Annotated in this window: 18 protein-coding genes; 11 read left to right on the forward strand and 7 right to left on the reverse strand. The window is 63.6% G+C overall.

What is annotated here, in order from left to right; translation table 11 throughout:
* Nucleotides 1-56: 56 nt before the first annotated feature.
* The gene (locus ACH2DG_RS00890) at nt 57-1,139 is read left to right on the forward strand and encodes a fumarylacetoacetate hydrolase family protein (RefSeq protein WP_395023841.1); all 1,083 of its coding nucleotides are present in this window, start codon (nt 57-59) and stop codon (nt 1,137-1,139) included.
* A 209-nt stretch (nt 1,140-1,348) separates the two neighbouring features.
* On the opposite strand, the gene ACH2DG_RS00895 is transcribed toward ACH2DG_RS00890, so the two are convergent.
* A complete protein-coding gene (locus ACH2DG_RS00895; RefSeq protein WP_224150494.1) occupies nt 1,349-1,813 on the reverse strand; it encodes a MarR family winged helix-turn-helix transcriptional regulator in 465 nt (154 codons plus the stop codon).
* A 314-nt stretch (nt 1,814-2,127) separates the two neighbouring features.
* On the opposite strand from ACH2DG_RS00895, the gene ACH2DG_RS00900 reads away from it, so the two are divergent.
* The 6 genes from ACH2DG_RS00900 (at nt 2,128) to ACH2DG_RS00925 (ending at nt 8,910) form a co-directional block, all read left to right on the forward strand.
* Nucleotides 2,128-3,870 (forward strand): FAD-dependent monooxygenase, encoded by a 1,743-nt coding sequence (locus ACH2DG_RS00900; RefSeq protein ID WP_395023842.1) that lies wholly within the window; start codon nt 2,128-2,130, stop codon nt 3,868-3,870.
* A gap of 33 nt (nt 3,871-3,903) precedes the next feature.
* Nucleotides 3,904-4,116 carry a hypothetical protein gene (locus tag ACH2DG_RS00905; protein ID WP_395023843.1) on the forward strand — a complete coding sequence of 71 codons (213 nt, stop codon included), beginning with the start codon at nt 3,904-3,906 and terminating at the stop codon, nt 4,114-4,116.
* 28 nt (nt 4,117-4,144) lie between these two features.
* A complete protein-coding gene (gene hmgA / locus ACH2DG_RS00910; RefSeq protein WP_395023844.1) occupies nt 4,145-5,473 on the forward strand; it encodes a homogentisate 1,2-dioxygenase in 1,329 nt (442 codons plus the stop codon).
* A 157-nt stretch (nt 5,474-5,630) separates the two neighbouring features.
* Complete coding sequence (fahA, locus tag ACH2DG_RS00915) at nt 5,631-6,950, forward strand: fumarylacetoacetase (RefSeq protein WP_395023845.1); 1,320 nt, start codon at nt 5,631-5,633, stop codon at nt 6,948-6,950.
* 67 nt (nt 6,951-7,017) lie between these two features.
* Entirely contained in the window at nt 7,018-7,989 is a 972-nt protein-coding gene (locus ACH2DG_RS00920; RefSeq protein WP_395023846.1) for a Bug family tripartite tricarboxylate transporter substrate binding protein, read from the forward strand.
* 210 nt (nt 7,990-8,199) lie between these two features.
* A complete protein-coding gene (locus ACH2DG_RS00925) occupies nt 8,200-8,910 on the forward strand; it encodes a haloacid dehalogenase type II (RefSeq protein WP_395023847.1) in 711 nt (236 codons plus the stop codon).
* Between the two features lie 108 nt (nt 8,911-9,018).
* On the opposite strand, the gene ACH2DG_RS00930 is transcribed toward ACH2DG_RS00925, so the two are convergent.
* Nucleotides 9,019-10,224, reverse strand: coding sequence for a M20 aminoacylase family protein (locus tag ACH2DG_RS00930; RefSeq protein ID WP_395023848.1), 1,206 nt, complete (start codon nt 10,222-10,224; stop codon nt 9,019-9,021).
* Nucleotides 10,225-10,576: 352 nt separating this feature from the next.
* Here ACH2DG_RS00930 and ACH2DG_RS00935 point away from each other — a divergent pair, with 352 nt between their 5' ends.
* On the forward strand, nt 10,577-12,643 hold the full coding sequence (locus tag ACH2DG_RS00935) for a molybdopterin-dependent oxidoreductase (protein WP_395023849.1): 2,067 nt from the start codon (nt 10,577-10,579) through the stop codon (nt 12,641-12,643).
* Nucleotides 12,644-12,752: 109 nt separating this feature from the next.
* Nucleotides 12,753-13,850 carry a M14 family metallopeptidase gene (locus ACH2DG_RS00940; protein WP_395023850.1) on the forward strand — a complete coding sequence of 366 codons (1,098 nt, stop codon included), beginning with the start codon at nt 12,753-12,755 and terminating at the stop codon, nt 13,848-13,850.
* Nucleotides 13,851-13,885: 35 nt separating this feature from the next.
* On the opposite strand, the gene ACH2DG_RS00945 is transcribed toward ACH2DG_RS00940, so the two are convergent.
* Nucleotides 13,886-14,446: a hypothetical protein gene (locus ACH2DG_RS00945; RefSeq protein ID WP_395023851.1), complete on the reverse strand. Its 561-nt coding sequence runs from the start codon at nt 14,444-14,446 to the stop codon at nt 13,886-13,888.
* A 73-nt stretch (nt 14,447-14,519) separates the two neighbouring features.
* On the opposite strand from ACH2DG_RS00945, the gene ACH2DG_RS00950 reads away from it, so the two are divergent.
* Entirely contained in the window at nt 14,520-15,785 is a 1,266-nt protein-coding gene (locus ACH2DG_RS00950) for a class I SAM-dependent methyltransferase (RefSeq protein ID WP_395023852.1), read from the forward strand.
* Between the two features lie 99 nt (nt 15,786-15,884).
* Nucleotides 15,885-16,217, forward strand: coding sequence for a DUF1840 domain-containing protein (locus ACH2DG_RS00955; RefSeq protein ID WP_395023853.1), 333 nt, complete (start codon nt 15,885-15,887; stop codon nt 16,215-16,217).
* A 67-nt stretch (nt 16,218-16,284) separates the two neighbouring features.
* Here the strand turns inward: ACH2DG_RS00955 and ACH2DG_RS00960 are convergent, their stop codons facing one another.
* The 4 genes from ACH2DG_RS00960 to ACH2DG_RS00975 form a co-directional block, all read right to left on the reverse strand.
* Nucleotides 16,285-17,277, reverse strand: a complete 993-nt coding sequence (locus ACH2DG_RS00960) for a Bug family tripartite tricarboxylate transporter substrate binding protein (RefSeq protein WP_395023854.1) — start codon at nt 17,275-17,277, stop codon at nt 16,285-16,287.
* Between the two features lie 204 nt (nt 17,278-17,481).
* The gene (locus tag ACH2DG_RS00965) at nt 17,482-18,471 is read right to left on the reverse strand and encodes a tripartite tricarboxylate transporter substrate-binding protein (RefSeq protein WP_395023855.1); all 990 of its coding nucleotides are present in this window, start codon (nt 18,469-18,471) and stop codon (nt 17,482-17,484) included.
* 395 nt (nt 18,472-18,866) lie between these two features.
* Nucleotides 18,867-19,325: a hypothetical protein gene (locus tag ACH2DG_RS00970; RefSeq protein ID WP_395023856.1), complete on the reverse strand. Its 459-nt coding sequence runs from the start codon at nt 19,323-19,325 to the stop codon at nt 18,867-18,869.
* Nucleotides 19,326-19,379: 54 nt separating this feature from the next.
* Nucleotides 19,380-20,681, reverse strand: a complete 1,302-nt coding sequence (locus ACH2DG_RS00975) for an amidase (RefSeq protein ID WP_395023857.1) — start codon at nt 20,679-20,681, stop codon at nt 19,380-19,382.
* Nucleotides 20,682-20,708 lie beyond the last annotated feature (27 nt).

The following is a 20,708-nucleotide window of genomic DNA, read 5'->3' on the forward strand; positions in this document are numbered from 1 at the left end:
GGTCAGGCTGACAAGGTCTGGCACGATAGAGGCATGTTTGACTGCGGAAACCCAGCATGAAGCTTGCAACCTACAAAGATGGATCGCGCGACGGCCAATTGGTCGTGGTGTCGCGTGACCTGCGCACCGCCCATTACGCCACCGGCATTGCCCACCGCCTGCAACAGGTGCTGGACGACTGGGCCTTCTACGCGCCGCAGCTGCAGGATCTGTACGACGCGCTCAATGCCGACCGCGCGCGCCATCCGTTTGATTTCAACCCTGCGCAGTGCATGGCGCCGTTGCCCCGCGCCTACCAGTGGCTTGACGGTTCGGCCTATCTCAACCATGTGGAGCTGGTGCGCCAGGCGCGTGGCGCGGAGGTGCCCGCCTCGTTCAAGACCGATCCGCTGATCTACCAGGGCGGCAGCGACGATTTTCTCGGCCCCTGCGACGACATCGTGGTGGTCAGCGAAGCCATGGGCATCGATTTCGAGGCCGAGATCGCCGTCATCACCGGCGATGTGGCCATGGGCACCAGCCCTGAGGACGCACTCGATGAGGTGCGCCTGTTGATGCTGGCCAATGATGTGAGCCTGCGCAACCTCATTCCCGCGGAGCTCTCCAAGGGCTTTGGCTTTGTGCAGAGCAAGCCCGCCACGGCGTTCAGCCCGGTGGCGGTCACCCCCGACGAACTGGGCGATGCATGGCGTGGCGGCCGCGTTCACCTGACGCTGCAGACGAGTTGGAATGGCCGCAAGGTCGGCATGTGCGAGGCGGGGCCGGACATGAGCTTCCACTTCGGCCAGTTGATGGCCCATGTCGCCAAGACGCGCAATCTGCGGGCGGGCACGGTGGTGGGTAGCGGCACCATCAGCAACCCCGGCGTGGAAAAGCATGGCCGCATGGACTGGCCCAAGGGCTACGGCTGTATTGCCGAAAAACGCAGCATGGAAATGATCCAGAACGGGAAGTCGACCACCGAATTCATGCAGTTCGGCGACAGCGTGCGCATCGACATGAAGGGCAAGGATGGCCACAGCGTGTTTGGCGCCATCGACCAGACCGTGGCGGCACTGCACGAAGCCCGCGAGGATGCCCAGCGCGAGGCCGAAGCAGCGGCGGTGCAGTCCTCCGAAGATACCGGAGAGGCCGCCTGATGCCTGCGCTGCATGCGGCCCATGGACATTTGCGTGCCAGTTGCACGCAAGGCCCGGAGCACGCAGCGATTGGTCTGAAGTTTGCTGCTAAATTTATAGCATTTGGCGCTTGCCAGATGCGCGCCTGTAGCCAGAATGGCCCAAATCTTCTTCGGCGCGTGGAAGCGGGTGCACCCATGCCGCCCATGGCTGGCGGCACGGCACATCCCTCATTCGGGCAGGCTGGTCTTGCGGGCGTGTTGCAGCAGGCGGTCGAGCAGCACATCGAGCTGTGCCTGCTCGTCGGTTGTGAGCCCGGCCAGAATCTCCTGGTTGCGGCGTGCCACCACCTCCATCACCTTGACCCACTGCTCCTGGCCCTTGGGCGTCAGGGTCAGCACCACGCCCCGGCCATCCACCTCGCTGGCCTGCTTGAGCACCATGCCCTGGTCCACCAGGGCCTGTGTGGAGCGGCTGGCCTGCGCCTTGTTCAGATTGGCGCGCATTGCCAGGTCGTTGACCGACAGCGGATGGAACGCACCAATGGCCGCCAGACATCGGCCTTCGCTGATGGGAATGCCGACATCTTCCTCGTACGCCTGTTGCGTGGCGCGGTCGGTGATCTTGGCCAGCGCGTGCAGGCGATGGGTGTAGGTACGATCCAGCGGCGTGTTCACCACAATTCCTTTGGTCAAAAAGTATCCCCAGCTTGCGCACGCAGAGCGGCAACTGCCTGTTCTGGTGGCAATAAAAGCCGGGGAGAAAAACAAGTATCGCGACTATGTCACGCCCGCCCGCTTTTCGGAAGGGTCAATGTTGCGCCCGCATCTAGTGCTTTCCCTAGCCTAGGGAAAACCCATGGCGGCGGCGTTGCGTCATCTTTGATAATTGTTGCGCGTGCAACAAATTATCTATCTTCAGCGCTGCACGCACCGTCTTATGGACCTGGTGCAACGTGGCCGCAGTGCGGACCTTTTTTCGGCAGCACCAGCTTTTGCACGAGGTTGTGATGTCTGCTGCTTACGAATTTGTTCCTTATCCCTTTACGGCGCGTACCTACGGCGCGAACCTGCCGCCGCTGCACGATGGCTGCGATCCGCAGCGCCGGCCGGTAGTGGTGGTGGGTGGTGGCCCAGTCGGCTACTGCACGGCGCTGGGGCTGGCCAACCACGGGGTGCCCGTGGTGGTGCTGGAGGCCGACGATTCGGTGTGCTTCGGCAGCCGCGCCATCTGCATTTCGCGCCGCAGCCTGGAGATCGTGGAGCGCCTGGGCGCGCTGCCCGGCTTTCTGGCCGAAGGCCTGCCCTGGACCGGCGGTCGCAGCTACTACCGTGATCAGGAGGTGCTGCATTTCCGGATGCCGCAGGACGCCAACCAGAAGCTGCCGCCCATGGTGAACCTGGCGCAGTACAGCATCGAGCAGTTCCTGCTGGATGCCTGCGAAAAGCGCGCCGACCTGATCGAGATCCGCTGGCAGAGCAGGCTTGCCGGCATCGACAGCCGCGATGACGGCGCGCGCCTGCAGGTGAGCACACCCAAGGGCGATTACGCCATGGAAGCCGACTGGGTGGTGGCAGCCGACGGTGGCCGCAGCTTTGTGCGCGATGCGCTGGGCCTCAAGCTCCAGGGCACCAGCTACGAAGGGCGCTACGTCATCGTCGACATCCAGATGGAAAGCAGCCGGCCCACCGAGCGCCTGGCCTATTTCGACCCGGACTGCAACCGGGGCTCTACCGTGCTGGTGCACAAGCAGCCGGGCAACGTCTGGCGCATCGATTACCAGCTGCAGGACGGTGAAGACCCGGAAGCGGCCATCCTGCCCGAGAACGTGCTGCCGCGCGTGCAGGGCCTGTTGGCCATGATGGGCGAGACCGCGCCCTGGAGCCCGATCTGGACTGGCATCTACAAGGCCAATGCGCTTACGCTTGACCGCTACCGCCACCAACGCGTGCTGCTGGCGGGCGATGCCGCGCACCTGGTGCCCATCTTCGGTGTGCGCGGGGCCAATTCCGGCATCGACGATGCCGACAACCTCGCCTGGAAGCTGGCCTATGTCATCCAGGGCAGGGCAGGCGAAGGCCTGCTCGACAGCTACAGCGACGAGCGCGTCTACGCCACGCACGAGAACCTGAGCTACGGCACCAAGAGCACCGAGTTCATGGCGCCGCCGTCGTTTGCCTTTGATTTGATGCGCCGCGCCGTGCTGAGCCTGGCCGTGGCCCACCCGCAGCTCGCCAGCCTCATCAACCCGCGCCAGACATCGGCCATCACCTACCTGCGCTCGCCGCTGAACGCGCAGGATGATGGTGCGCTGTTTGGTGCAGGCCCCGTAGCGGGGGCGCCGCTGCTCGAATGCCCGGTGCAGCTGGCGGGGCCGTCCACGTCGGTAGATGGGCCGCGAATGCGGGGGGGCCATGTGACCGATGTGGTGCAGAACCGCTTCACGCTGTTGGCGTTTGCGCCGCAACCGGCACTGCTGCAGGCCCTGCAGCTGCAGGCCGATGCGCTGCTTGCCAAGGACATTCCCACAGCAGTACTGCCAGTGGTGGGCGCGGTGGATGAAGCTCCCGGCGACGCAACAGCGGCGGTTGACGCGAAGGGGCAGCTCGCCAGCCTGTATGGCGTGCTGCCCGGCGCAGTGTATGTGCTGCGGCCTGATGGCCATGTGCTGGGCCGCTGGCAAGGCGGCTTGCACGCGCCGGCCGATGTGGCCGCCGCCGTGCGCCATGCCATCGACAAGGCACTGGCCTGATCACCCGCCCACACAACAGCCAAGGATTGCAGCATGAACACCACCGCCCCCCGTTTGACCGACACCGAACTCGACGCCGCCTACACCCAGTTTTGCCGCCAGATGACGGCGCTGGGCGAGGCCCAGGCCCCTTTATTCATGGCCCGCTTTGCGCTGTTGGCAATGCACCGGATTGGCGACGCCGCTGCGGTGCAGACGCTGATTGCGCAGGCGGCCGAGGACATGGCGCCTGTGCAGGCCGCATAGCGCTTTTTTCACCCAAGGAGACACCACCATGACCGACCCACAGGCCAGCGGCACTGCCAAGCCGCACGACACCCGGCACTACATGACCGGCTTTGCCAACGAATGGGCCACCGAGGCGATTGCCGGTGCCCTGCCCGTGGGGCGCAACTCGCCGCAGGTGGCGCCACTGGGTCTGTATGCCGAGCAGCTGTCGGGCACGGCCTTTACCGCACCGCGCCACAGCAACCGCCGCAGCTGGCTCTACCGCATCCGCCCCGGCGCCATGCATGAGCCGTTTGCCGCCATGCAGCTGTCGCTGTGGAAAAGCCATGTCAATGGCGGTTTCGACGAAGTGCCGACGCCGCCCAACCAGCTGCGCTGGGACCCGTTGCCCATGCCCACCGAGCCACGCGACTTCATCGAAGGCATGGTCAGCATGGCGGGCAATGCGGCCTGTGGCATCCACCTGTACGCGGCCAACCGCGGCATGGAAGGGCGCTACTTCTACAACGCCGATGGCGAACTGCTGATCGTGCCCCAACAGGGGCGCCTCACCATCGCCACCGAACTGGGCGTGCTCGATGTCGAGCCGCAGGAAATCTGCGTGGTGCCGCGCGGCGTGCGCTTTGCCGTGCACCTGCCCGACGGCACGGCGCGCGGTTATGTGTGCGAGAACTATGGCGAGCTGCTCAAGCTCCCCGACCTGGGCGTGATCGGCTCCAATGGCCTTGCCAACCCGCGCGACTTTCAGACGCCGGTGGCCGCCTATGAAGACAAGGAAGGTGATTTCGAGCTGGTGGCCAAGCTGCGCGGGCACTTCTGGACGGCGCGCATCGGCCACTCGCCCCTCGACGTGGTCGCCTGGCACGGCAACTACGCACCCTACAAGTACGATCTGCGCCGCTTCAACACCATCGGCTCCATCAGCTACGACCATCCCGATCCGTCGATCTTCCTGGTGCTGCAGTCGCCCACGGCGGTAGAGGGTGTTGATTCGCTCGATTTCGTCATCTTCCCGCCGCGCGTGCTGGCCATGCAGGACACCTTCCGTCCACCCTGGTTCCACCGCAATTTTGCGAGCGAATTCATGGGTTTGATCGAAGGCGCCTACGATGCCAAGGCCGAAGGCTTTGTGCCCGGTGGCGCGTCGCTGCATAACTGCATGAGCGGCCACGGGCCCGATGCCGACACGTTTGAAAAAGCCAGCCGCGCCGATACCACCAAGGCGCACTACATCACCGATACCATGGCATTCATGTTCGAGACGCCCGCCGTCATCCAGCCGACCCGGTACGCGCTGGACACTGTGCAGCTTCAGCACGAGTACTACCGCTGCTGGCAGGGGCTGAAAAAGCACTTCCAGCCGCAAGGCAAATAATCACAGGGCGCGCGCAGACAACGGTGTACAACAGGCTCCTGGCCTGACAAAACGCCTTGTCTGCGTTGGAACTGTGGCAATCATCAATCAAAATTGATAGCTGCTGGCGCTTGATGAAAGAGCGCTGGCAGTTGTTTTTATCGGAAAGAGACAAAGCATGAGCATGCTGAACGAAACCCACGACCCTTCCCTGCAAAGCTGGGTGGCCAGCGCCAATGTGGCGGGCTGCGATTTCCCGATCCAGAACCTGCCGTTTGCCAGCTTCAAGCGCAAAGGCAGCAGCGAAGCCCTGCGCTGCGGCGTGGCGATCGGCGACCAGATCCTGGATCTGAAGGCGCTGGCAGCCCTTGGCGCGCTGCAGGGCGAGGCCCAGCAGGCCGCTGAAGCGGGCGCGCAGACGCAGCTGAACGCGCTGATGGACCTGGGGCCGCAAGTCTGGAGCGCGCTGCGCCTGGCACTGTCGCGTGGCCTGCGCACAGGTGCTGCCCAGCAAGGCGTGTGGCAGGCGTGCCTGGTGCCGCAGGCCGAGGCCGAATTCGGTCTGCCCGCGCGTATTGGCGACTACACCGACTTCTACACCTCCATCCACCACGCCACCAACATCGGCAAACAGTTCCGCCCGGACAACCCGCTGCTGCCCAACTACCAGTGGATTCCGATTGGCTACCATGGCCGCTCGTCAAGCATCGTGGTCTCGGGCCAGTCCTTCAAGCGCCCGGTCGGCCAGACCAAGGCCCCCGACGCGGCGCAGCCCACCGTCAAGGCCAGCGCACGCATGGACATTGAGCTGGAGCTGGGCGTATTTATCGGCACCAGCAATGCACTGGGCGATCCGGTGGCCATCACCGAGGCCGAAGACCATGTGTTCGGCCTGTGCCTGCTCAACGACTGGTCGGCGCGCGATATCCAGCCCTGGGAATACCAGCCATTGGGCCCGTTCCTGGCCAAGAACTTTGCTTCGCACATCTCGCCCTGGATCGTGACGATGGAAGCGCTGGCCCCTTACCGCACGGCCTTTGTCCGCCCCGAAGGCGATCCGCAGCCGCTGCCTTACCTCGACAGCACGCACAACCGTGAGGCGGGAGCGCTCGACATCCACCTGGCCGTCGATCTGCAGACTGGCCAGATGCGCGCGGCAGGCGACAAGCCCGTGCAGATCACCAGCACCAACTACCGCCACGCCTACTGGACCGTGGCGCAGATGGTGGCGCACCATACGGTGGGTGGCTGCAACCTGCAGCCTGGCGACCTGCTGGGCACGGGCACCCTCTCCGGCCCCTCGCTGGACCAGGCGGCCGCCCTGATCGAGCTGACCACCGGCGGCAAGAACCCCATCAGCCTGCCCAATGGCGAAACCCGCACCTGGCTGGAAGATGGCGACTCCATCGTGCTGCGCGGCTGGTGCGAAAAGCCGGGCGCCGCCCGCATCGGCTTTGGCGAATGCGAAGGCACCTTGCTGCCCGCGCGTACTATCTAAACAATAGCTAATGGCGCCTGCATGGTGGGCGCCTCAGCCTGTTCTCATCACAATAAGGAGACACCTCATGTCCTTGCGTTTTTCTCTGCGCCACGCCGTGGCTGTGGCTGCCGTTGCGCTGCCTGCCGTCAGCTTTGCTGCCTATCCTGACCACCCGATCGAATGGGTGGTGCCCTATGCAGCCGGTGGCGGCTCGGACGTGGTGGCCCGCGTGGTGGCTGAGCCCATGGCCAAGGCCCTGGGCCAGTCCATCATCATCATCAACAAGCCCGGGGCTGCCACCAATATCGGTGCCGACTACGCAGCACGTGCCAAGCCCGATGGCTACACCGTGCTGACGGGCGACACCGGCACCCTGGCGGCCAACCCCTACCTGTACAAGAAGCTCAGCTACAGCGCCGAGAAGGATTTCTCCTCGGTCGGCCTGCTGGTGCGCTTTCCGATGATCCTGGTCGTCAACCCCAAGTTGCCGGTCAAGAACCTACAGGAGTTCGAGGCCTGGGCCAAGGCGCAGAGCGGCGGCGTGAGCTACGCCACGCCCGGTGCTGGCTCGCCCCACCATCTGGCGACCGAAATCTTCCGCGAGCGCGCCCACCTGAACCTGGTGCATGTGCCCTACAAGGGCGCGGCACCGGCCGTGCAGGATGTGATGGGTGGGCAGGTGCCGTTCATGTTTGTCGATTCGGTCACCGGTTACCAGAACATCCAGGCGGGCAAACTGCGGGCCATTGGCATTGCCACGCCCAAGCGCTCCAAGGTCTTTCCCGACATCCCGACCCTGGACGAGCAGGGCGTCAAAGGCTATGAGGCCTATGCCTGGCAAGGGGTGGTCGTTCCCAAGGCTACGCCTGCAGACCGCACCGAACTGTTGAGCAAGCAACTACAAGTCACCTTGAAGGAGCCTGCCGTGACCAAGCGCCTCGAAGAAATGGGCCTGGAGGTGACGCCTTCGAACAGTGCGGATATGGACAAATTCCTTGCCGCAGAGCGCGCCAAGCTGGGGCCTGTGATCAAAAGCAACAATATTCAACTCGATTGAGTAAAAAGTGAACAAATGCGATAAAATGAATCTGCCAGTAGGTTAACCATTCCATTGGTTGAAAAAGTTGAGTCACCAAGCGCGATGTCATAGACATCGCGCTTTTTTTGTACCCGGTAAAAATCGGAGAAGCGGCAAGACTCGCGGGCGATAGGATGACGCGCTCTTTTGCGGCATGCTGCAGCCATCATCTTTTTGCAAGGAATGGCAATGTCGGCTGCATTTCCCCAGGTTCCTCAGGTGTTGGCGTTCGATGTGTTCGGCACGGTCGTGGACTGGCACGGCTCCATCATGCGCGAGATGGCGCATCGTTATCCACAGGTCGACGGCGATGCTTTTGCCTTGGCATGGCGCGAAGGCTACAGACCTGCGATGGAGCAGGTGCGCAATGGCACCCTGGGCTGGATGCGCATTGATGCTTTGCACCGCCGCATTCTGGACGGCATCCTGCCGGAGTTTGGCCTGGGTCACATGCCCGAGGCGGAGCGCGTGGCGCTCAACCGTGTCTGGCACCGGCTCTCGCCCTGGCCGGATGCCGTGGCGGGCCTGCAGCGGCTCAAGAAACGTTTTGTCATCACGCCGCTGTCCAACGGCAATATCGCGCTGCTCACCCACATGGCCAAAAACGCCGGTCTTCCCTGGGACTGCGTGCTGTCGGCCGAGGTCTTCAAGGCCTACAAGCCTGATCCTGCCGCCTACCTGGGCGTGGCGGATGTGTTTGAGCTGCCACCCGAAGCGGTGATGCTGGTGGCCACCCACCACAGCGATCTGGCCGGTGCGCGCGCCTGCGGCCTGCAGACGGCCTATATCGAGCGCCCGCAGGAGTTTGGGGCGGCGCGCCCCAAGGACGTATCGCCCAGACCTGGCAACACCTACCACTGCCGCGATTTTCTCGATCTGGCAGACCGCCTGGGCTGCTGAGAAAGGACGGGTGCGGGGTGGGGCTCCGGGCCTTACCGCATCGCCCCTGTAGAGCCGAAAATGCAAAAACAGCGCCCGCAGGCGCTGTGGTTGTGGTGCGGGAGCGGCTTACTTCTTGCTCTGCGCCAGCCATTTGGTGGCCAGTTGCACCCAGTACGTGGCGCCCAGAGGAATCAGGTCGTCGTTGAAATCGTAGCTGGGGTTGTGCAGGGTGCAGGGGCCGCCGCCGTGGCCGATGGCGCGGTGGTCACCCTCGCCATTGGCGATGAAGCAGTAGGCACCGGGCTTGGCCTGCAGCATGAAGGAGAAATCCTCCGCGCCCATGGTGGGCTCCTGCACATTCACGCGGTCTTCACCGATGATGTCCACCATTACCTGGCGCGCAAATGCGGCCTCGTCGGGGGTGTTGACGGTGGCCGGGTAGTTGCGGTTGAAGTAGAAATCGCACTTGGCGTTGTTCATTGCGCAGCAGCCCTCGGCAACCTGGCGCATGCGCGACTCGATCAGGTCCAGCACCTCCACGGTGAAGGCGCGCACCGTGCCCTGCAGTTCCACGCTGTTGGGGATCACGTTGTTGGCTTCACCGCCATGGATCATGGTGACCGAGATCACGCCGGTGTCCAGCGGCTTCTTGTTGCGGGTGATGATGTTCTGGAACGCGGTGACGATCTGGCAGGCGATGGGCACGGGGTCGTTGCCCATGTGCGGCATGGCGCCGTGGCCGCCCTTGCCGGTGATGGTGATCTTGAAGTCATTGCTCGACGCCATGACCGGGCCGGGGCTCACGGCCATCTGGCCGGCGGCCATGCCGGGCCAGTTGTGCATGCCGAACACGGCCTGCATGGGGAATTTCTCGAACAGGCCGTCCTTGATCATCTCGCGCGCGCCACCGCCGCCTTCTTCCGCAGGCTGGAAGATCAGGTACACGGTGCCTTCGAAGTCGCGGTGCTTGGCGAAATGCTTGGCAGCAGCCAGCAGCATCGCGGTGTGGCCGTCGTGGCCGCAGGCGTGCATCTTGCCCTGGTGCCGGCTGGCATGGTCAAAGGTGTTGTTCTCCTGCATGGGCAGCGCGTCCATGTCGGCACGCAGGCCCACGGCATAGCCGCTCTTGCCGCCATCCTTGCCGTGCACGATGCCGACCACGCCGGTTGTCCCCATGCCGCGGTCAATGGGAATGCCCCATTCGGTGAGCTTGGCGGCCACCAGATCAGCCGTGCGTACTTCTTCAAAACAAAGCTCAGGGTGGGCGTGGATGTCTCTGCGGATCTGGGCAATGCTGGCCGCTTCGGCCACGATGGAGTCAATCAGCTTCATAGCGGGTATGTCCTGGTAAAACAAGCGCTGGCGCGCGTCTGTCGCCAATAGTCACTTGGTTTTTGATGGCAAAACTGACGCCGGGGCGCCAAGCCTTCTATGGTGCAGCAAAGCGGATGACCGCTGGCGCCAAATGGCCTGGGAATAACCCTCAAGCGGGCCTCCAGGTGTCACCTTTGGCACTTCTGTTTCCATTTCTGGATCATCCGATTTCCTTGCCGCCTTCGCGTGCTCTGATGAGGGATGAAGGGAATGTCGCCTTTGCAGCAGTGGGTGCGCAGACGTGCCGATCCCGCGCTACGATGTGCGGGCAGATCGCCTGCCGATCCATCACGACTCTGAGCCCGCCACCATGAACACGCCTCTTGCCTCTTCATCCGTCATCGGCGCCTGTCCGCATGATTGCCCCGACACCTGCTCCCTCGTCACCACGGTGGTGGATGGCGTGGCCACCAAGGTCAACGGCAATCCGCAGCACCCGCAGACCGGCGGCGTGCTGTGCGCCAAGGTGAGCAAATACACCGAGCGCACCTACCACGAGGGCCGTGTGCTGCAGCCGCTCAAGCGCGTGGGGCCCAAGGGGAGTGGCCGGTTCGAGCCGGTGGGCTGGGACGAGGCGCTTTCGGACATTGCGGCCCGACTGCACGCGATTGCCGCGCGCGACCCGCAGGCCATTCTGCCGTACAGCTATGCGGGCACCATGGGCTTTGTGCAGGCCGAAAGCATGGACCGGCGCTTTTTCCACCAGCTGGGCGCCAGCCTGCTGGACCGCACCATCTGCGCGAGTGCGGGCAGCGAAGCGCTGCTGCACACTTATGGCGGCAAGCTGGGCATGCGCGTGCAGTTTTTCGCCGAGAGCCAGCTGATCCTGATCTGGGGCAGCAACAGCATCACCAGCAACCTGCATTTCTGGCGCTATGCGCAGGAGGCCAAGCGCAATGGCGCCAAGCTCATCTGCATCGACCCGCGCAAATCGGAAACCGCCGAGAAATGCCACGAGCACATCCAGATCCTGCCCGGAACCGACGCGGCGCTGGCGCTCGCTTTGATGCATGAGCTGATCGTGCACGACTGGCTGGACCACGACTACATCGCCCAGCACACCCTGGGCTGGGATGCGCTCAAGGCACGGGCGCTGGAATGGCCGCCCGAGCGCGCCGCTGCGGTGTGCGGCATCACGGTGGAAGAGATTCGCAACCTGGCGCGCGATTACGCCACCACCAAGCCCGCCGCCATCCGCCTGAACTACGGCATGCAGCGTGCGCACGGTGGTGGCAACGCCGTGCGTGCCGTGGCCTGCCTGCCAGCGCTGGTGGGGGCATGGCGCCACCGGGCGGGAGGTCTGCTGCTGTCCACATCGTCCACCTCTCCGGCTCGCCGCGCCGATCTGCAGATGCCGCAACTGCTGGGCGCGCGCCGCCCACGCACCATCAACATGAGCACGATTGGCGATGCGCTTTTGCACCCAGGCGGAGCCGGTTTTGGCCCCCGGGTGGAGGCGCTTGTCTGCTACAACAGCAACCCGGTGGCCGTCGCACCCGAATCGGCCAAGGTGGCAAAAGGCTTTGCACGCGAGGATCTGTTCACCGTGGTGCTGGAGCACTTCATGACCGACACCGCAGACCATGCCGACTATGTGCTGCCAGCCACCACGCAGCTGGAGCACTGGGACATCCACACCACCTACGGCCATACCGATGTGCTGCTGAACCGCCCGGCCATTGCTCCGCAGGGACAGGCGCGCAGCAACGCGCAGATCTTCCGCGACCTGGCTGCGCACATGGCGCAGCACGATGCGGCGTTTGCCGCCGAGCACTTTCGCACCAGCGACGAAGAACTGTGCCGCGCGGCCATGGATGCCAACTGCGTGGATTTCGACACCTTGCTGGCGCAGGGCTTTGCCGTGCAGAACCTGCCCGATGCACCCTTTGCCAATGGCGGTTACGCCACCGCATCGGGCAAGTGCGAATTCTTTAGCAGTGCACTGGAAAAGCAGGGTGCCAGCCCACTCCCTGACTATGTACCCAACTACGAACCACCGACCGTAGCGCACCCCCTGGCCATGATCTCGCCGCCAGCGCGCAACTTCATGAATTCGACCTTTGTGAATGTGCAGAAGCTGCGCCAGGCCGAAGGCCGCCCCACGCTGGAGATGCATGCCGATGACGCAGCCGCGCGCCAGATCGCCGATGGCGATGCGGTGCGCGTGTTCAATGCGCGCGGCACCCATGTATGCCATGCCAGCATCAACGGCCGGGCGCGGCCGGGTGTGGTGGTGGGTCTGGGCGTCTGGTGGCGCAAGGATGGTGCCAACGGCACCAATGTCAACGAACTGACCCACCAGCAGCTCACCGACATGGGGCGCGCGCCATCCTTCTATGACTGCGCGGTGCAGGTGGAGCGTCTGTCTGCTGTTTGAGGCAGGGGCAAGCCGAGGAACAGGGATGCATCTCGGGCACCAGGCGTTTCGGGGCCCATTGAAGAGCGTTGGACGCCATTTTTCAAACCATAAGCAACAGGGGACAGACATGATCGGAATCCGCGACGCGTTTTCAACCAGCTACGCGAAGGCGCGCGTCAAGTTTCTGGAGGCCGCCGTGCTGGCGGGGCTGCAGGTCGAATCGCACAACCACCCTGAAGATGGGGCCGAAGACGAAACCCTGGCCATGGATGTGGCGCGCGACGGGGCACTGGATGCCGGCAGGCTGCTCATCATCAGCAGCGCCTGCCATGGCATTGAAGGCTATTGCGGCAGTGGCGTGCAGGTGCATGCATTGCATGACGAGGAATGGCTGCAAAAGGCGCGCGATGCCGGGGTAGCCGTGCTCTATGTGCATGCACTCAATCCGCACGGCTTCTCGTACGGCCGCCGGGTGACGCATGAGAACGTCGACCTGAACCGCAACTTCATCGATTTCAACCAGCCCTTGCCCACCAACCCTGCCTATGACGAGGTGCAGGACCTGATCCTGCCCGCGCAATGGCCGCCGACGCCCGATGTGCAGCAGGCGATTGACCGCTATATCGCCGAGCGTGGCCAGCGTGCGTGGCAGGGCGCTGTCGGCCAGGGCCAGTACCAGCACCCCACAGGCGTCTTCTTTGGCGGCCAGGCCCCCACCTGGAGCAACCGCACCATCCGCCAGGTGCTGCGCCAGCATGGCGGCAAGGTGCGCCAGTTGGCCTGGATCGACATCCACACCGGCCTGGGCCCCAATGGCTATGGCGAGCGCATCTTCACGGGGCCGAACGATGCGCAGATGCTGGCGCGGGGGCGCCGCTGGTGGGATGGGGGCGGCGCCACGCCCGTCACGTCACTGGACGATGGCAGCTCCTCCTCGCCGCCTCTCACGGGCCTGCTGTGGAACAGTGCGGTGCAGGAATGCCCGCAGGCCGAGTTCACCGGCATTGCGCTGGAATACGGCACCGTGCCGGTGCTGGAGACCACGGGCGCCATCCGCGCCGACCACTGGGTGCACAACCACCCTGATGCACCGAGCGCGCAACGCGCTGCCATTCACCAGCAGATGCGTGCAGCGTTCTATGACGAGCGCGATGCCTGGATGGGCCAGATCGTGAGCCAGGCACGGCAGGCGATGTTCCAGGCGGTGGACGGCCTGTCTGCCTGATTGTCTGAGCAACTGGCGGCCTGACCCGGTGGCATTCAATCCTGGTGAGGGCCGCGCAGCACCGCCAGGGTCTGCATGCCCCAGTGGTGCAGGCATTCGCGCACCATGATGAGCAAGGCAATCTGCCCCTGGCTCAGCGCCAGGCCGCGCAGCGGGCCACCCATGACCGTATCTGCGTAACGGTTAAACCAGTCCTCCACTGCGTCAGTGGGGTACAAAAGCAACACTGCTGTTGCCTCGGTGACATCGGCTGGCGCGGCCAATTGCTGGACCAGTGACGTCATCTCGGGCGCGGTACACAGCAGGCTGGTCTGCGCTGATGGAGCGGGCCACATGCGTACCAGGGGCATCACCGTATCTTCGGCAGTGGCAATCGCCGCTTCCACATCGGCATCATCAGGAGGGTTGTGGCGCAGGCAGCGCCTTGCCAGGCTGGTGCTGCCGATGGGCAATGCATGGACAAGGGGGCCGGCACTTTGCTGGCGCGCAACGGTGCTTTGATCATTGCCAATGTCCAACCAGGCCCAGTCGCGCCCGGGCCATTGCGCCATGCAAAGCGCCAGCAGATCGTTGGATGGGGGTGTGGATGAGGCCATGCATGCAATGTAGCGTGGCAATGTCAGACAAATGCCATTGACGGGACATGTTTGCTCACCAAAATGGGGTGCCATGAACATGCTGCAGTCCCAATTGGAGGCGAAGCTGTCGGGCCTTCCCGTGGCAGTCGCCATTGCTCTTCCCTCGGGCGAATGGATCGCCAACCCCCATGAAGCCCAGTTGCGGCTGCATTGCCGCAGCGCCAAATCGCTCGCGGCGCTGGCGTCTGGCGATATCGGGATCGTAGGCTCCTATATCGTCGAAGGCGATGTCGAGATCGACGGCAGCATGCGCGATGCCATGGCAGCAGCAGTGGCACTGATGCCGACGGACCCGGTGGCGGCACGCTCCACGTGGTGGAGCCGCCTGCTGGCGCGCTCGCGCTCGGCGGCCTTGCACACCCTGACCAAGGATTCGGAGCAGATCCAGTTCCATTACGACGTATCCGACGAGTTCTATGCGCTGTGGCTCGATCCGCGCCGTGTCTACTCGTGTGCTTATTACGCACAGTCCGATTTCAATGTGGCGCAGGCCCAGGAGGCCAAGCTCGATCTGATCTGCCGCAAACTGCGCCTGCAGGCGGGCGAGCGCTTTCTGGATGTGGGAGCGGGCTGGGGTGGCCTGCTGCTGTGGGCGGCAGAGCACTATGGCATTCAGGGAACGGGCATCACCCTGTCCAAGAACCAGCATGCCTATGTTCAGCAGTTGATTGCCCAGAAGGGCTTGCAGGACCGCGTGCAGATGTTGCTGATGGATTACCGCCAACTCAAGACGGCAGAACCCTTTGACAAGATCGCCTCGGTCGGCATGTTCGAGCATGTGGGCAGGGCTCATATGCATGAGTACTTTGCCACTCTCAAGAGCCTGATCAAGCCCGGCGGCCTGCTGATGAACCATGGCATCACCGCCGGCGGCACCGACAATGAACAGCTGGGTGCGGGCATGGGCGAATTCATCGAGAAATACATCTTCCCCGGCGGCGAGCTGCTGCATGTGAGCGTGGTGCAGCACGAAATGGCCAATGCCGGCTGGGAGATGGTGGACGCGGACAACCTGCGCCCGCACTATGCCAAGACGCTGTGGGCTTGGTCCGATGCGCTGGAGGCCCAGTTGGAGACGGCGCTGCAGGTGCTCTCGCAAAAGAGCAATCCCGAACAGGCGGCCAAGACCCTGCGCGCCTATCGCCTCTATCTTGCGGGCTGCGCCACCGGTTTCGAGCGCGGCTGGACGGCCTTGCACCAGATGCTGGCCACCGTGCCGGACGGATCCATGACCACTGGTAGCATCCGTGGTGCACAATCGCATTACCCATTCACCCGGGACTACATGTACCGTTAACAACGTGTTTACGATCTCCTCGCAGGAGTGTGGACGCGGACTCGGGCGGTCTGCACACACCCTCACGAAAGATCGCGAACACGTTCGAAGGAGAAGAATTTGGTCTATAAATTTGTATCGCGTGCCACGGCCGACATGATCATGCTGGAAGCGGATGCGCAAAAGATCCTGAAGATCATCGGCAAGGACGCATCGCCCGCCGGCATCATCACCGCAGCGCAGATTCCCGCTGCCATCGGGGCCTTGCAGGCCGCTGTTGCCGCCGAAGACGAGCGCAGCAAGCAGCCCGCCGAGCCGGTGGACAAGAATGCGGAAGACGAGGACGGCGATGACGTCAAGGCCACCGTGGGCCTCAAGCAGCGCGCCGTGCCCTTCATCGTCATGCTGCAGCGCAGCGAGGCAGAAGGCGCCGATGTGGTCTGGGGTCACTAGGCCTTTCATCCACCGCTGCAAATAAAAGCGACTGCATGGCAGTCGCTTTTTTCATGGCCACAGGTCTTCAATCGGGTTTGACCTGCGCGTGCTTGAGCACTTTTTGCCAGCGCGCCTGCTCCTTGGCGATGAACTGGGCAAACTGCTGCGGCGTGTCGCCTATGGGCTCGGCTGCGTCGCCCTGCAGCCGCTTGACCGAGTCGGGCGCCTTGACGGCCTTGGCGCATTCGGCGGCCAGGGTGTCTACATGGGCCTTGGCCATGGATGCCGGGGCCAGCATGCCGTACCACTGTGTCATCTCGAAGCCGGGGAAGCCCTGCTCTGCCACGGTAGGTACGTCAGGCAACTGGGGCAGGCGCTGGGTCGAGCCGGTGGCGATGCAGCGCACCTTGCCCGATTTGATGAAAGGCAGCAGCGCAGCAGCGCCCACCGATGCAGCATCAAGCCTGCCCGAGAGCAGGTCGGTCATCATGGGGCCTGTTCCCTTGTAGGGTACGTGCAACATGAAGATGCTGGCGGTCATCTTCAGGTACTCGAACGCCAGGTGCCCGGCGCTGCCATTGCCGGCCGATCCGTAGCTCAGCTTGCCCGGCTTGCTCTTGGCGAGCTTGACCAGGTCCTGCAGGTTCTTGACGGGCAGGTCGGGGTGCACGACATACAGGCTGGGCACCTTGGCCAGCAGGCTCACGGGCTGGAAGTCCTTGTTCGGGTCGTACGGCAGCTTGTCGAAGATATAGGGGTTGACGGCCAGGGTACCGATATGGCCCAGAACCACGGTGTGCTGGTCGTCGGAGCGCGCCACTTCCTGCATGGCGATATTGCCTGCAGCCCCCGGCTTGTTTTCGACGAACACGTTTTGGCCCATGGTCTTGGCGAGTTCTGCCGCCGTGGAGCGGGCCACGATCTCGGAACTGCCGCCCGGCGCGAACGGCACCACGAAGCGGATCGGCCTGCTCGGCCAGTCAGCTGCACGGGCGAACGCGGGCAGGCCAGGCAGGGCCAGCGCACTGCTGGAGGCCAGCCATTGGCGGCGGGTGAGGGCGGGTGAGGTCATGGGCATCTCCTGGAGGTCGTTATCGGTTGATGGAGGCAGCAGGTTGAAAATGGAATGCGCTCAGTCTGCGGCTATGTGCATGGCGCACGGGCACCCTGCCGGACAATAACAAAAAAGACTGCCGCAGCAGTCTTTGTTTTTGGGTAAAGATGGCAGCTAGCGCTTTCAGGAAAAGCGCCAAAGGCTATCAATACAAGCGCATTTGCCAAGTTATTCGGCAAAAGTGCCCGCTGCCTTGATGACAGGCGTCCACTTGGCAATTTCGGCCTGCACGAAGGCCTTGTGGCCCTCAGGCGTGACGCGGTTGTCATTGGCCACCACGGCGCTCAGGCCTTCGGATTTCTTGATGAACTCGGGGTCCTTCAGTGCCACCTTCAGGGCGTCGTTGACCTTCTTGAGGATATCGGCGGGCGTGCCCTTGGGTGCATACAGGCCGTGCCAGATGGTCACTTCAAAACCCTTGAGGCCCTCTTCCTGCAGCGTGGGCAGGTCCTTGAGCGATGGGGTGGTGAGGCGCTTGCTGGTGGTCACGGCATAGGCCTTGACCTTCTTGCCTTCGATCTGACCGGTGGTGTTGGTGGTCTGGTCGCACAGCACATCCACCTGGTTGCCCATCAGGTCGGCAATCGCCGGAGCAGCGCCCTTGTACGGCACGGGCGTCATCGGCACCTTCAAGGTACTTTGCAGCAGCAGGCCGCACAGGTGCGAGGCCGAGCCGATGCCCGCATTGGCGAGGTTGACCTTGTCCTTTTCCTTGTTGATGAAGGCGGCCAGTTCCTTGTAGTTGTTGGGCGCCAGCGTGGGCTTGCCGATCAGGGTCATCGGCACGTCGTTGATGATGCCCAGGTATTCAAAATCCTTCATCACATCGAACGACAGCTTGCGGTACAGGATGGGGGCCGTGGCCACGCCGATGTGGTTGAGCAGCAGGGTGTAGCCGTCAGGCTTGGCGCGTGCTGCCTTGGCCATGCCGATGGTCGAGCCTGCGCCATCGGCGTTGTCGATCACGATGGTGACGTTGTTGCCCAAGGGTTTGCGCAGCGACTCTGCCAGATCGCGCGCCACGCGGTCGGTCGGGCCGCCAGCCGTGAACGGCACCACGATGGTGACGGGTTTGTTGGGGTAGGAAGCATCGGCATGTGCGCCTGCTGCCGCAAAGGCGGCCAGCGCCACCACACTCCATTGCGCCATGATTTTCATAGTCTCTTGTCTTTCTCTGTATAAAAGGTGAAGCCTTTCATGTCCCCTGTTATTGGTGATGGCGGCCCCTGCAGCAAATGCGGGGGCTGGCCTTTGTCCTGGGTCAGCTTGGCGATAAAAGAGTGCCATCCTAACGACACCGGGGGACGGATTTTCCTAAGGTAAACCCTTGTTTTTCCGAAGTTTTTGGCCGAATTTCAGGCCAAAGGCGCTGCATGACTTCAAGCCAAATTGGTTGTTTGCGCAATGGCTGTGCGCGCAATTTGCTATGAAATTTGATAGTCAAAGCGTCTGAATCAGGGTGCAATATGCATGGCACTTCAGGCGCTGGAATGGCGAATTTTTGCTTTCCGTCAAGCCTTTTTGCGCAAAAGCACGGGGTTGGCAGACGCTTTTCAGCGCTTTTCGATGGGTGGTTTGCCCGGGCGGCTGGCTGCAATGCCGCGTGCCATGCGCGCGTTGCGCACGGCGGCAGGTGAGCGTCCCAGTTGCATAGCCAGTTGCGCATCGGGGGCCGTACCCAGCTGCACGATCTCGGCGTCGGTCCAGGGCTGCTGCGTCTCCTTGCCCCGGCTGGCATCCAGCGGGGCAATGCCCAGTGCCCCGCGTTTGGCCACCACGCTGGCCTTGCTGATGCCCCAGCGGGCGGCCAGCTCGGCATCGGTGCTGCGGCCCAATTCATCCAGCATGGCCTGGGTCCACGCCACGTGGCCAAAGGCGGCAATGCCCAGGCTGTTGCGCTTGAGGTTGACGGTCTTTGCCGTGGTGCCCCAGCGCTCGGCCAGTACCGCGTCCTTGTCGGTGCCCAGCTGGGCGATCATCTCGGCAGTCCACTCTATGCTTGCGCGGCCCATGGTGTTCTCAATAAAAATCGCGGTAAGGGTATGCAGGAAAAGCGCTGGTTGCTCTTATTTCTGCAGCGATTGCTCAATGGCTGCAGCCATGGCAAGTACCTGGCGGTCCTGCATGCGCTGGCCCACAAGCATGATGCCCACGGGCAGCTCGGTAGCCGCACGCGGTGCGGGCAGCGAGAGGGCGGGCAGGTCGTAGAAATTGAAAATCGAGGTGTTGCGCAGGATCAGGCCATTGGCGGCAAAGAACGCGTCGTCGTCTTCCAGCAGGTCGGCGATGCGCGGCGCGGTGATGGCGATGGTGGGCAGCAGGAGCAGATCCACACTCTGCATGGCGGCATCCATCTCCGCCTGCAGTCGCTGGCGTTGCTGCAGCAGGTTCACGTAATACGGCGCCGTCAGGCTGCGGCCCTTGTCCATTCGGGAGAGTACGCGCGGGTCAAACGCATCGCGCTGGTGGGCGAGCGCATCGTGGTGGATGGCAGCCGCCTCGGCCGCGATGATGGTGCCTTCGCTCTGCAACTGCCCGGGAGCCGCCATCAGGGCTTGCCAGGGCAGTTTGGTGAAAACGGCCCCTTGCGCCTGCAGTGATTCGATAGCCTGCTCTGTTTTCTGTAGAACCTCGGCGCTGCACTGTTCCCACGGCAGGCCTTGCGGCAACCCAATGCGCAGGCCGCGCACGCTGCGCACGGGTAAGGGGGTGGGCGCCTCGCCCGCCATGACGGCATTGGCGGCGGCGCAATCGGCCACACTGCGTGCCAGCGGCCCCAGGCTATCCAGCGTGAAGGACAGCGCAAATGCGCCCTCGCGCGATACCCGCGCCTGGGTGGGCTTGAAGCCCACCGTGCCGTTGAAGGCCGCCGGAATGCGCACCGAGCCACCCGTATCCGAGCCAATGGCGATATCGACCAGACCGCGCCCCACGCTGACCCCTGCGCCCGACGACGACCCGCCCGGAATGCGCGTGGCATCCTGCGCGTTGCCCGGCGTGCCAAAGTGCGGGTTGATGCCCACGCCGGAAAACGCGAACTCGGTCATGTTGGTCTTGCCGATGATGACGGCGCCTGCCGCACGCAACCGCTGCACCACCGGGGCATCGCGCGTGGCGGGGGGGCTGCTGCGCCGCATGGCGGCACCTGCGGTGGTCACTTCGCCCGCCACATCCAGCAGGTCTTTCAGCGAGACGAGCTTGCCATCAAGTGGCCCCAGAGACAGCCCGCGCGCAGCCCGCGCGTCGGCGGCCTGCGCGGCCTCCCGGGCCGCATCGGCGTAGATCTGGGTGAAGATGCGATGGCCTTCGTCGCCCAACGCTTTGAAGGCGTGCAGGGTGTGATCAAGGCGTTGGGTGGATGTGGGCATGGCAAGGTAAGCAGGCATTGGTACCGG

Source organism: Comamonas odontotermitis, assembly GCF_040396735.1.
Lineage (GTDB): Bacteria > Pseudomonadota > Gammaproteobacteria > Burkholderiales > Burkholderiaceae_C > Comamonas > Comamonas odontotermitis_C.

Coding starts and splice junctions, on each gene's coding strand:
- ACH2DG_RS00890 (WP_395023841.1), top strand. CDS start 57: ATGAAGCTTGCAACCTACAAAGATGGATCGCGCGACGGCCAATTGGTC.
- ACH2DG_RS00900 (WP_395023842.1), top strand. CDS start 2,128: ATGTCTGCTGCTTACGAATTTGTTCCTTATCCCTTTACGGCGCGTACC.
- ACH2DG_RS00905 (WP_395023843.1), top strand. CDS start 3,904: ATGAACACCACCGCCCCCCGTTTGACCGACACCGAACTCGACGCCGCC.
- hmgA (WP_395023844.1), top strand. CDS start 4,145: ATGACCGACCCACAGGCCAGCGGCACTGCCAAGCCGCACGACACCCGG.
- fahA (WP_395023845.1), top strand. CDS start 5,631: ATGAGCATGCTGAACGAAACCCACGACCCTTCCCTGCAAAGCTGGGTG.
- ACH2DG_RS00920 (WP_395023846.1), top strand. CDS start 7,018: ATGTCCTTGCGTTTTTCTCTGCGCCACGCCGTGGCTGTGGCTGCCGTT.
- ACH2DG_RS00925 (WP_395023847.1), top strand. CDS start 8,200: ATGTCGGCTGCATTTCCCCAGGTTCCTCAGGTGTTGGCGTTCGATGTG.
- ACH2DG_RS00930 (WP_395023848.1), bottom strand. CDS start 10,224: ATGAAGCTGATTGACTCCATCGTGGCCGAAGCGGCCAGCATTGCCCAG.
- ACH2DG_RS00935 (WP_395023849.1), top strand. CDS start 10,577: ATGAACACGCCTCTTGCCTCTTCATCCGTCATCGGCGCCTGTCCGCAT.
- ACH2DG_RS00940 (WP_395023850.1), top strand. CDS start 12,753: ATGATCGGAATCCGCGACGCGTTTTCAACCAGCTACGCGAAGGCGCGC.
- ACH2DG_RS00945 (WP_395023851.1), bottom strand. CDS start 14,446: ATGGCCTCATCCACACCCCCATCCAACGATCTGCTGGCGCTTTGCATG.
- ACH2DG_RS00950 (WP_395023852.1), top strand. CDS start 14,520: ATGAACATGCTGCAGTCCCAATTGGAGGCGAAGCTGTCGGGCCTTCCC.
- ACH2DG_RS00960 (WP_395023854.1), bottom strand. CDS start 17,277: ATGCCCATGACCTCACCCGCCCTCACCCGCCGCCAATGGCTGGCCTCC.
- ACH2DG_RS00965 (WP_395023855.1), bottom strand. CDS start 18,471: ATGAAAATCATGGCGCAATGGAGTGTGGTGGCGCTGGCCGCCTTTGCG.
- ACH2DG_RS00970 (WP_395023856.1), bottom strand. CDS start 19,325: ATGGGCCGCGCAAGCATAGAGTGGACTGCCGAGATGATCGCCCAGCTG.
- ACH2DG_RS00975 (WP_395023857.1), bottom strand. CDS start 20,681: ATGCCCACATCCACCCAACGCCTTGATCACACCCTGCACGCCTTCAAA.